Source organism: Mycobacterium sp. E3198 (assembly GCF_001667015.1).
In the GTDB taxonomy this organism is placed as follows: domain Bacteria; phylum Actinomycetota; class Actinomycetes; order Mycobacteriales; family Mycobacteriaceae; genus Mycobacterium.
This window is the reverse complement of the sequence record NZ_LZIS01000106.1, coordinates 1-11,144: the sequence shown is the minus strand read 5'-3', so window position 1 is coordinate 11,144 and position 11,144 is coordinate 1. Positions and strand designations below refer to the sequence as shown.

Genomic DNA, 11,144 nt, shown 5'->3' with positions numbered 1-11,144 from the left:
CGCGACAAATTTGCGGCGTTTGAAAAGCGTTAACCCGGCAGCGTCGACCGGGCGGGCTAGGGTCGGCAGGTGCGCAGGACCATCGACTGGGACGGCGACGCGGTCACCATCATCGACCAGACCGCGCTGCCGGCCGACTACCGCGTCCTGACGCTGCGCACCGTCGACGAGTTGATCGACGCGATCCGCCGCCTGGCCGTGCGCGGAGCCCCGGCGCTGGGCGCGGCGGGCGCCCTTGGCGTGGTGCTCGCCGCGCGCGAGGGAGGCGACGTGGGCGCCATAAAGGAACGAGCCGAACGCGTCGCGCAGGCGCGGCCGACCGCCGTCAATCTCAGCTGGGGGGTGGCGCGCGCGCTCGAAAAGCTGGACGAGGGCGCCGAATCCGTGCTCGCCGAGGCGCTGGAGATCCTCGACGAGGACGAACGCCTCAACCGCGCCGCGTCCGCCCACGCCGCCGAGGTCGTGCTGGAACTATGCGAACGCCGCCCGCTGCGGCTGCTCAGCCATTGCAACGCCGGGCACCTGGCCACCGTCGCATGGGGCAGCGCGCTCGGCGTCGTCTGGCATTTGCACGAGCGCGGACTGGTCGAGTCGGTGCTCGTCGACGAGACACGCCCGCTGTTGCAGGGCGCCCGGCTCACCGCGTGGGAGCTGGCGCAGGCGGGCGTGCCCTACCGGGTGCAGCCGGACGGCGCCGCGGCGGCGGCGATGGCGCGTGGCCTCGTCGATTGCGTGCTCGTCGGCGCCGATCGGATCGCGGCCAACGGCGACGTCGCCAACAAGATCGGCACCTACGGCCTGGCCATCGCGGCGCGTCATCACCACCTGCCGCTCGTCGTGGTCGCGCCCTCGTCGACGATCGACGCGTCGCTGGCCACCGGCGCCGCGATCGCCATCGAGGAACGCCCGCCCGACGAACTCAGGACGTTCGCCGGCATGGCCATCACCCCGCCGGACGCGGACGCCTTCAACCCCGCGTTCGATGTGACCCCGGCCGAGCTGATCACCGCCGTGGTCACCGAGCAGGGCCGCTACCGGCCTTCCTGACGGCGCCGACACGCGGTTTCAGGATCACGCTGGCCACGACGGCGAGGATGCCGATGCCGACGCAGATCCACAGCGCGGAGTGATAGCCCGTCCCAGTGCCCGCGCCGACAACCGTTACGGCCCAAGCGAATCCGAGCGAGCTGCCGATGCCGTAGGAGGCGTTGGCGATCCCGGGCAGCGAGCCCGGCTCGTCGGGCGGGGCCTGCAGCACACCCAGCGCGCTCATGGGGGTCAGCGCGACCGCCAGCGCTACCCCGAACGCCACCATGAGCACGATGACCATCGTCTTGTCGAGCGCGAACACCGCGAGCAGCGCGGTGATGGCCGCGGCGGCGACGAGCCCCGCCCGCAACACCGTCACGAAGCCGACCTTGGCGGAGACCCGCCCGGCCAGGGGCGACACCACCAGCTGGGAGAGGGCGCCGGGCGTGATGAACAGCAGCGCGGTCAGCTGCCCGCTGGCGGCGAAGCCGATGCGGTTGTTCTCGGCGATCGACGGGACGATGTAGTTGAGCACCACCATGAACGACGCGAAGCACAGGATGGTCACCGCGATCAACGGCCAGGCGTGGCGCGAGGCCATCTGGTCGATGTGGATCAGCGGTTGGGCCACTCGCTTCTCGACCATGACGAGCCCGACGAAGGCGGCGCCGGCGGTGCCGATCGACACGAGCAACAGCGGCGAGGCCCAGCCCATCCGGTCACCGTTGGCGAAGTAGAGGTCGAGCCCCGCGACGGTCAACGCGATCAGCACCGCTCCCACCCAGTCCATCCGGCCCGGGCTCGCGCGATCCCGCTCGTCCGGCGGAACCGCCAGCCAGCAGAGCGCGGCCGCGACGATGCCGAACGCCAGGGTCAACACGAAGATCGAGCGATAGCCGAAATGGTCGACCATGAACCCGGCCAGCAACGCGTCGACCCCGGCCACCCCGGCGCTGATCGCCGAGATGACACCGCAGCACACGCCGAATGCCGGGCCGCTGAGGTGTTCGCGCATGATCAAAAAGGCCAGGCCGTAGGTGATGTTGGCGCTTCCCTGCAACACCCGGCCCACCATCACGAGGGGCAGCGACGTCGCCAGCACGCACAACAGCGTTCCGACGCAGACCACGAACAGGGTTGCGACCAGCACCCGCTTGCGGCCGACGAAGTCGCTCCACCGAATCAGGACCACGTTGGCGATCGCCCCGGCGAGGTAGAAGTAGCCGGACATCGACGCGTACGCGTGGGGGCCGAGATGGGTGTTGATGTCCCGGATCGCGGGGCCGAGCATGGTGGCGTTGAGCGTGAACGACGTCACCGACAACGACAGCGCCGCCACCATGAACGCGGCCGGGCCCCGTGACATCGCGGTAATGCCGGCCTCTTTCGTCGTTGCCACGGGCTTTCTACCTGAGTCCGGGGGACGGCGCCGATGAAGCGCTGATTGGACGCCGACGAATATAGTTGCCAGTCAAGATATCTCGTAAGCTACGCGTCACAGGCCCCGCGCGTACCGAGATGCACCGTGGCGAACCCCGTGCTCAGCGAGACGTAGCGGGCGTCGACGAAGCCCGCTTCCCGCATCGCGTCGCGCAGCCCGTCCCGCGACATCCAGGTGCGGATCGAATCGGCGGTGTAATGGTGGGCGTCGCGATGCCAGGCCACGGCCCAGCCCACCGCCGGCATCACGCGGAAGTACAGCAGGTCGTGCACGGATTTCATCGTGTTCGAGTCCGGCGCGCTGAAATCGAGGACCATCAGGCGGCCGCTCGGGCGCAGCACGCGGTGGAACTCGCGCAGCGCGCGGCCGCGGTCGGCGACGTTGCGCAGCCCGAAGCCGATCGTCACCGCGTCGAAGCACGCGTCCGGGAAGTGCAGGTCGGTGGCGTCGCCCTCCTGGAAGTCGACGGCCCCGCGCTCCCGGCCCCGGGCGACCTCGAGCATCGCCGCGCAGGAGTCGACGCCCACCACCTGGCCCTCCGGCCCGACCGCCGCCGCCTCCAGGAACGCGAGATCGCCCGTCCCGGTGGCGACGTCGAGGACTCGTTCGCCGGTCCGCAGGGCGCACAACTCCAGCGCGCGCCGCTTCCACAGGCGATGAAGCCCGAGCGTCCATAGATCGGTCATCACGTTGTAGCGCGACGCCAGCGACGAGAACAGCTCCTGGACGTAGCTGCTCTTGGCCTCGTCCGACTGGTTCCATCGCCGCGTGACCATGGTGAGCCTCCGCACAACCCCCGGGTCCAACAGCCGGGAATGTACCACGGCACTTCCCACCGAACGATGGGCCGCAATCTTTAGGCGGAGTCCTTCAAGGGGTCGTCATCGTTCTTGGGGTTTTGGCGGGTATTTCGTTTCCGGCGTTCATTGAAAAATCCCGCGATGAGCATCAGTAGGAGGCCAGCCATCAAGCCAACCTCCCCCGCGACGTGATGCAGTGTATAGGCGAGGCCGAGCCCCACGGCCCCGCCGACGATAGCGAGGCATACGCGCGCTAGACGTCCCATATCAATCGCCTCACTTCGGTTGGCGGCCACCAGGGTGGACGGCTTCCAGGACTGCATGATGGCATCGAAATCGGCGTGGCCGCTGGCGTATTCATCGGATTGGCCGAGAAACTTGATCAGTACTCGACGTTCGTACCGCACGTCGACCCGTCACCGATCGGGAACCCTCCCGAAGCGGACGCAGCGGCGCAGGAGGCGGCGGTCGTCAGGTCGATGACCCCGGAAAGGCAGCGCGCCTGACGGCTGACGTTCGAGGCTTACCGCGGTAACCGATGTCGGCGGGCAGAACGCCCGCTAGCCGCTGCCGCTTCGCGCGACAACGCAATCAGAAGTCGGAAGGCTGCGCGGCGATTTCGCCATGATCGGGCGGTCCCGCGACGCCCGGGCGTCCCGGAAACCTCGTTCCGTTATACAAATCACACAATGTGCGTTAGTCTCAGCCGGTGGCGCAACTGACATTCCAACGCGCGCGCACCGAGGAAGAGAAGCGCCAACGTGCGGAGGCCCTCGTGGAAGCCGCACGCTCGCTGGCAATGGAAACGGGCGTCGCGTCGGTCACCCTGACCGCGGTCGCCAGCCGCGCCGGAATTCACTATTCGGCGGTACGCCGCTACTTCACCTCGTACAAGGAAGTCCTGCTGCGTCTGTCCGCCGAGGGTTGGGTGCGGTGGTCCACCACCGTGTCGGAGAAGCTGGCCGAGCCCGGCGCGAAGTCGCCCTCGCGCATCGCCGAGACATTGGCCGAAGCCCTGGCCGAGGACCCATTGTTCTGCGACCTGCTGGCCAACCTGCACCTGCACCTGGAACACGAAGTCGACGCCGAGCGGGTCATCGAGGTCAGGCGGATCAGCACCGCGGCCACACTCTCGCTGGCCGATTCGATCGCATCCGCGCTGCCCGAACTCGGACGATCGGGCGCGCTGGACCTCCTGCTGGCCGCCTACTCGCTGGCGGCGACGCTGTGGCAAGTCGCGAACCCCCCGGCGCACCTGACCGACATCTACGCCGAGGAGCCCGAAGTGGTTCCGCCCGAGTGGAATCTGGACTTCGCAACCGCCCTCACCCGCCTGCTCACGGCCACCTGCATCGGCCTGGTCTCGGGATCCTCATGAACTCAGGAAGGAGGCGCGGGAGCGCTGTGGCTTGGCGAACTGCGACCGGTGAAGACGGTCCGGAACTCTTGGAGCGCTCGGGGCCTGAGCCGGCGCCGTCGGGAACCGACCGCCGCAGCGACGCCCGGATGAAGGAAGGCCGTCGAAGGGGGACTGCTATGGACAACGTTTCGCCCGTGCTGAAGGACTTGAAGCGCCCATGACGATGACTGACCCAAGGACCGAACCGCTAGAGATGCAGGGCTCCGCCGGCAGGGAGGGCAAGGAGGTCGCTCCGCGGCGCGCCAAGAAAAAGGGGCTGCTGGGGCGTTTCTGGTTGGTACTCACCATCGCGGCCGTGGTCGCGGTGTCGGGCTTCGTGGTGTACCGGTTGCACGGCGTCTTCGGCGTTCACAAGGGTTCGTTCGGTGGTGGCACCTCGGGCGAGGTTCTCGACCAGTTCAACGCCAAGACGATCACGCTCGAGGTGTGGGGCTCCCCGGGCAGCACGGCGACCATCAACTACCTCGACGAAAACACCCATCCGCAGCAGGCACTGAACGTGCCCTTGCCCTGGAGCAAAGTATTGAGTTCAACGAAGCCCGGCATCCCGGCAAACCTGGTGGCGCAAGGAGACGGCAGTTGGATCGCCTGCCGATTCGTCGTCAACAACCACGACGGGCACGGTGACGTGATCAAGGCTCCGAATCGTTCGGATGCCAACGAAACCGTGAACCCCTTCGTCTACTGCCTGGATAAGTCCGCATGAGCGAGCCAGCCCAGGCACCGCCGCGCGTCGATCAGCCGCTGATTCCGCCGTTCCTGCCGCGGATGATCCACCGGCTCGCCCTGCCGATCGTCCTGGTGTGGTTGGGCATCGTGTTCATCACCAACACCGCGGCCCCGCAGCTGGAGGCCGTCTCCAAGACGCACTCGGTGTCGATGAGTCCGACTGACGCGGCATCCTTTCAGTCGACGATGAAGGTCGGATCGACGTTCAAAGAGTTCAACTCGGACAACTCGGCCATGATCTTGCTGGAGGGTGACAAGCCGCTCGGAGCCGACGCGCACCGCTACTACGACGAGATCGTCAGGCGCGTCGAGCAAGACAAGCAACACGTTCAGCACGTCCAGGATTTTTGGAGTGATCCGCTGACGGCGGCGGGTTCCCAGAGTCATGACCAGAAGGCCGCGTACGTGCAGGTCTACCTCGCCGGCAACATGGGTGGCGGCCTGGCCAGCGAGTCTGCCCTGGCCCTCCGCAAGATCGTGGACTCGGTGCCCGCGCCGCCGGGAATCAAGGCGTACGTCACCGGCCCGGGTCCGCTGTTCGCCGACCAGTCCCACGCGGGCGAGAAGGGCGTCGCGCTCGTCACTCTTGTCACTTTTGTGGTGATCGTGGTGATGCTGCTGTTCGTTTATCGATCGGTCACCACCATGCTGATCATGCTGGCGATGGTGTTCATCGAGTTGGCCGCGGCTCGAGGAGTCGTTGCCTTGCTGGCCAACAACGAGATCATCGGACTGTCGACGTTCGCCAACAATTTGTTGGTGTTGATGGCGATCGCCGCCGGAACGGACTACGCGATCTTCGTGGTCGGCCGCTACCACGAGGCGCGCGGTCTGGGCGAGACCCGCGAACAAGCCTTCTACACCATGTTCCACAGCACCGCGCATGTCGTGCTGGGGTCGGGGCTGACCATCGCCGGCGCGATGTATTGCCTGAGCTTCTGCCGATTGCCGTATTTCCAGTCACTGGGCGCACCGTGCGCCATCGGCATGTTGGTAGCGGTGCTCGCGGCGTTGACCCTCGGTCCTGCGGTGCTGACCGTGGCTTCGTTCTTCAAGCTCATGGATCCGAAGCGCAAGCTGGCGACTCGGGGCTGGCGTCGCATCGGCACGGCGGTCGTCCGCTGGCCCGCGCCGGTTCTCGCGGTGACCATCGGGGTCGCATTGGTTGGTCTGCTGGCCCTGCCCGGTTACAAGACGGACTACGACAACCGCCACTTCCTGCCGGCGGACACCCCGGCCAATGTCGGTTATGCCGCCGCGGACCGGCACTTCGACCAGGCGCGGCTCAATCCCGAGCTGTTGATGATCCAGACCGATCACGACCTGCGTAACCCGGCCGATTTCCTGGTCCTGGACAAGGTGGCCAAGGCGGTCTTCCACATTCCCGGTATCGGCCGGGTGCAGACCATCACCCGGCCGTTGGGCACGCCGCTCGACCACAGCACGCTGGGTTTCCAGATGGGCGCACAAGCCGCGCAGCGGATCCAGACCCAGCACTATCAGGACGAGCAGGCGAACAACTTGCTCAAGCAGGCCGACGAGCTTCGCAAGACGATGGCGACCCTGCATGAGCAGATGCAGGTCACCCAGGACCTCAGCAACACGACGCACGAAACCACCAGGCTGACCAAAGAGACCGTGCAGATCACCGAGGCGTTGCGCGACGACATCGCCAACTTCGACGACTTCTTCCGGCCGATCCGCAGCTACTTCTACTGGGAGAGGCACTGCTACGACATTCCGGCCTGCTGGGCGATCCGATCGATCTTCAACGCGCTGGACGGCATCGACCAGGTGGCGCAGAACATCGTGAACCTCAGCGCGAATCTAGACAAGCTGGACAAGATTCAGCCGAAGCTGGTGGCGCTGATACCGCCGCAGATCGCGAGCCAGCAGCGCAACCTCGACACGATCATGTCGAACTACGCGACCACGATGGGCCTCAACGAACAGGCCAGAGCGCAGTCCGACAACGCCACCGCCCAAAGTGATGCGTTCGACAAGTCCAAGAACGACGACACCTTCTACCTGCCGCCGGAGGCGTTCAAGAGCCCGGACTTCGCGCGGGGTCTCAAACAGTTCATCTCGCCCGACGGGCACGCCGTCCGGTTGATCATCTCCCACGAAGGCGACCCCGCGACTCCTGAGGGCATCAGCCACATCGAGCCGATCAAGCAGGCCGTGCACGAGGCGATCAAGGGCACGCCCTGGGAGGGCGCCAAGGTCTACCTGGGCGGTACCGCCGCGACGTACAAGGACATGCACGACGGCTCCAACATCGACCTGATGATCGCCGGAATTGCCGCGGCCACACTGATTTTCATCATCATGCTGGTGATCACCCGAAGCGCCGTGGCGGCCTTCGTGATCGTCGGTACGGTGCTGCTGTCGCTGGGCGCCTCGTTCGGACTCTCCGTGCTCGTCTGGCAGTACATCCTGGGCCTGAAGCTGCACTGGATGGTGCTGGCGATGGCGATCATCCTGCTGCTGGCGGTCGGCTCGGACTACAACCTGCTGTTGATATCGCGGTTCAAGGAGGAGATCCACGCCGGCCTCAAAACGGGGACGATCCGCGCGATGGCCGGTTCGGGCTCGGTGGTGACCTCCGCCGGCCTGGTGTTCGCCGCGACCATGGCCACGTTCATGTTCAGCCCGCTGCTGGTGATGGCCCAAGTGGGTACGACGATCGCGCTGGGCCTGTTGTTCGACACCCTGATCGTGCGGTCGTTCATGACACCGTCGCTGGCCACCCTGCTCGGGCGCTGGTTCTGGTGGCCGCAGCACGTGCGTCCACGGCCGGCCAGCACCATGCTGCGACCGTACGGACCGCGTCCCGCCGTGCGCGATTTGCTCCTCAAGAACGTCGAGGAGCGCCCGGCGGGCGGATTGGTACAGCAACGCTGAGACATCACGTGGAGCCGATGACGGGAATCGAACCCGCGTATTCAGCTTGGGAAGCTGATGTTCTGCCATTGAACTACATCGGCGCTGCTGCCCCGAAAGGCTAGCATCCCCGGTCAGCGCCCGTGGGGCGCTCCGGCGGGGTCGGGCGGGGACGTCGCGCATGGCGTTGTCTCGGCGCGGAAGTCGAATGCCGTTAGCGACATCACGTCGGCTTTTAGGTAGTCGATGTTTATTATTTCGTGATCTGCCCGTAATGTGCCCTGAATGGGTCGGCACCGATTAGCCAAGAAGCGCCGCAAGTCGCCAGTAGTGCTGGCTGGCATGCTCGCCCCCGCGGCCCTGTTCTTCGCGGCGGCCGGCGATGTCCGCCCCGCCCCCGCCCACGCCGTGGCCAAGCCCGTGATTGAAGACGTCCCCCCGTGCTGCCTGCAAATCGTTGCGGCACCGGTGAATATGTCACGCAAAGGCGCCGGTTTCGTCGACGGGCAGTTGGCGGCATCGAGGTACCACACCCGCTCGCGCTTCCTGCCCGTCGGCATCGCGCCGGAGCAGGGCCTCCAAGTCAGGACAATCCTGGTGGAACGCAGCATCAGCGCGACGTTCCCCCAGATCCACCAAATCGGAGGCGTGCGGCCGGATCCGCTGCCGTGGCATCCGCTCGGTTTGGCGATCGATGTGATGATCCCCGATCCCGGCAGCTCCGAAGGCATCGCGCTGGGCAACCAGATCGTCGCGTACGTGATGCGCAACGCCGACCGGTTCGGGATCCAGGACGCGATCTGGCGCGGCGTCTACTACACGCCGACCGGCGCGCAGGCCAGCAGGCTCGGCCACTATGACCACGTCCACGTCACGACGACCGGCGGCGGCTACCCCCGGGGCGGGGAGATGTACCTCCGCTGAGTCAGGGCGGCCGGCACCCGGCAGCAGCTAGGCTCATCGCGTGCTGCTCTCCGATCGAGACCTCAGGGCCGAAATCAGCTCCGGCCGGTTGGGCATCGACCCGTACGACGACACGTTGGTGCAGCCGTCCAGCATTGACGTGCGCCTCGACTGCATGTTCCGCGTCTTCAACAACACCCGCTACACCCACATCGACCCCGCACAGCAGCAGGACGAACTGACCACCCTGGTGGAACCCGTTGACGGCGAACCGTTCGTGCTGCATCCCGGCGAGTTCGTGCTCGGCTCGACGCTGGAGCTGTTCTCCCTGCCCGAGGACCTCGCCGGGCGCCTGGAGGGCAAGTCATCGCTCGGGCGCCTGGGCCTGCTGACGCATTCGACCGCGGGCTTCATCGACCCCGGCTTCAGCGGCCACATCACCCTCGAGCTGTCCAACGTCGCAAACCTGCCCATCACCCTGTGGCCGGGCATGAAGATCGGCCAGCTGTGCATCCTGCGGCTGACCAGCCCGGCGGAGCACCCCTATGGCAGCTCGCGCGTAGGGTCGAAATATCAGGGTCAGCGGGGGCCGACACCGTCACGGTCGTACCAGAACTTCATACGTTCTACATAGGTACGACAGCGCGACGCCACAGCGATTTCGCGCGATGATGTAAGGGCCTTGGTAACTGCCCACTCGACCATGGCTTCGTCTAGCAAGACCTTTGTGAGGGGGTTCTATTGGATATCGTGCTCGGGGTGTCGATGGCACCGGCATCGATTCAGATGGTGGTGCTAGAGGGGGAAAACGCCGACGGCGCCACGGTCGAAGAGGACGAGTTTGACGTCACAGCGGCCAACGACGCGGCCACCGCAAGCGCGCCGGACCAAGTAGTCGCCGCCATCCTCGGCACCCGAGAGGGTGCCGCCGACGCCGGGCTGGAGCTGTCGGCGATCGGCGTGACGTGGACCGACCAACTCGAGGCGGCCGCGTTGCGCGATGCGCTGGCCGCCCACAAGATCGAGAACGTCATGCTGGTGTCGGCTTTCCTGGCCGCGGCGGCATTGGCCCAAAGTGTCGGTGGCGCAGTGGGTTACGAGCGCACGGCGGTCCTCTACGTCGAGCCCGACACCGCGACGCTCGCCATCGTCGAGACCTCCGACGGTTCCATCGCCGACGTCTACAAACAACCGATCTACGCCGAGTCCTATGACGACGCCATCACACAGATCGCCGGGATGGTCGCCGGGCTGGAGCAGATGGAACTGGCGCCCGACGGGCTGTTCGTGGTCGGTTCGGGCGTCGACATCGCCCCGATCAAGCCGGCGCTGGAGTCGGTGACGCCGCTCGAGGTGAGCGCGCCGGAGGAGCCGGAGACCGCGCTGGCCCGCGGTGCGGCCCTGGCGTCGGCGAACGCGCCGCTGTTCGCCTCGTCGACCGCGGCGTTGGCCTACGCCCAGGACCCCGGCACCGGAGCCGTCGACCAGTACGCCATCCCCGACTACCTGCGGGTCGGGGCGGATCCCGGCGATGAGTTCGCCTACAGCGCCGTGGCGGACGACGACGCCGACGCCCAGACGGTCGTCATCGAGAACCTGTTCGCTCAGGAACGGGGGCAACCACGTCGCAGGCCGGTCCTGCTGGTCGGGAGCGGCTTGGCGGTCGTCGGCATCAGCGCGGTGCTGGCGCTGGAGATCGCCCTGGCGATCGGCATCCGCACCACCGGGACCGTGGCGCTGCGGCCCACCCCCGGCCAAAGTCTGATCGTCCCCACGCACCAGGCTCCGGCGCCCGCGCCGGTGCAGGCGGTGGCGCCGAAACCGAACCTCACCGTCCCGCAGCCGATGATGGCGCCCAGGCCGGTGAGCCCACCGGCGGCTCCGATTCCGGCCGCTCCGCCACTGCCCGCGCCGCCGATTCCGGCGGCTCCGGCGCCGG

At 66.8% G+C, this 11,144-nt stretch carries 9 protein-coding genes, 1 tRNA gene and 1 pseudogene; 7 read left to right on the top strand and 4 right to left on the bottom strand.

Features of this window, described 5'->3' with window-relative positions; translation table 11 throughout:
- Positions 1-69: 69 nt before the first annotated feature.
- Positions 70-1,047: an S-methyl-5-thioribose-1-phosphate isomerase gene (gene mtnA, locus A5673_RS11985; protein ID WP_068231840.1), complete on the top strand. Its 978-nt coding sequence runs from the start codon at positions 70-72 to the stop codon at positions 1,045-1,047.
- Here the strand turns inward: mtnA and A5673_RS11980 are convergent.
- From A5673_RS11980 to A5673_RS11970, 3 genes are all read right to left on the bottom strand, one after another.
- Positions 1,016-2,428 (bottom strand): MFS transporter, encoded by a 1,413-nt coding sequence (locus A5673_RS11980; RefSeq protein WP_231971024.1) that lies wholly within the window; start codon positions 2,426-2,428, stop codon positions 1,016-1,018. The genes mtnA and A5673_RS11980 overlap by 32 nt on opposite strands.
- A gap of 89 nt (positions 2,429-2,517) precedes the next feature.
- Positions 2,518-3,246 carry a ubiquinone/menaquinone biosynthesis methyltransferase gene (locus tag A5673_RS11975; RefSeq protein WP_068231846.1) on the bottom strand — a complete coding sequence of 243 codons (729 nt, stop codon included), beginning with the start codon at positions 3,244-3,246 and terminating at the stop codon, positions 2,518-2,520.
- A gap of 80 nt (positions 3,247-3,326) precedes the next feature.
- Positions 3,327-3,677 carry a hypothetical protein gene (locus tag A5673_RS11970; RefSeq protein ID WP_068231835.1) on the bottom strand — a complete coding sequence of 117 codons (351 nt, stop codon included), beginning with the start codon at positions 3,675-3,677 and terminating at the stop codon, positions 3,327-3,329.
- Between the two features lie 302 nt (positions 3,678-3,979).
- Here A5673_RS11970 and A5673_RS11965 point away from each other — a divergent pair, with 302 nt between their 5' ends.
- The 3 genes from A5673_RS11965 to A5673_RS11955 all read left to right on the top strand — a co-directional run bounded on the left by A5673_RS11965 (position 3,980) and on the right by A5673_RS11955 (position 8,323).
- Entirely contained in the window at positions 3,980-4,648 is a 669-nt protein-coding gene (locus tag A5673_RS11965) for a TetR family transcriptional regulator (RefSeq protein WP_068231833.1), read from the top strand.
- A gap of 199 nt (positions 4,649-4,847) precedes the next feature.
- Positions 4,848-5,396 carry an MmpS family transport accessory protein gene (locus tag A5673_RS11960; RefSeq protein WP_068231830.1) on the top strand — a complete coding sequence of 183 codons (549 nt, stop codon included), beginning with the start codon at positions 4,848-4,850 and terminating at the stop codon, positions 5,394-5,396.
- Positions 5,393-8,323: an RND family transporter gene (locus tag A5673_RS11955; RefSeq protein WP_068231827.1), complete on the top strand. Its 2,931-nt coding sequence runs from the start codon at positions 5,393-5,395 to the stop codon at positions 8,321-8,323. The genes A5673_RS11960 and A5673_RS11955 overlap by 4 nt, the downstream gene beginning before the upstream one ends.
- Positions 8,324-8,332: 9 nt before the next feature.
- On the opposite strand, the gene A5673_RS11950 is transcribed toward A5673_RS11955, so the two are convergent.
- A tRNA-Gly gene (locus A5673_RS11950) sits at positions 8,333-8,406 on the bottom strand.
- A 181-nt stretch (positions 8,407-8,587) separates the two neighbouring features.
- Here A5673_RS11950 and A5673_RS11945 point away from each other — a divergent pair.
- The 3 genes and pseudogenes from A5673_RS11945 to A5673_RS11935 form a co-directional block, all read left to right on the top strand.
- Positions 8,588-9,226, top strand: coding sequence for a hypothetical protein (locus tag A5673_RS11945; protein ID WP_068231824.1), 639 nt, complete (start codon positions 8,588-8,590; stop codon positions 9,224-9,226).
- 40 nt (positions 9,227-9,266) lie between these two features.
- Positions 9,267-9,839 (top strand): dCTP deaminase, encoded by a 573-nt coding sequence (gene dcd / locus A5673_RS11940; protein WP_068231821.1) that lies wholly within the window; start codon positions 9,267-9,269, stop codon positions 9,837-9,839.
- Between the two features lie 131 nt (positions 9,840-9,970).
- Positions 9,971-11,144 (top strand): annotated as a pseudogene (locus A5673_RS11935) (hypothetical protein); the annotation flags it as partial.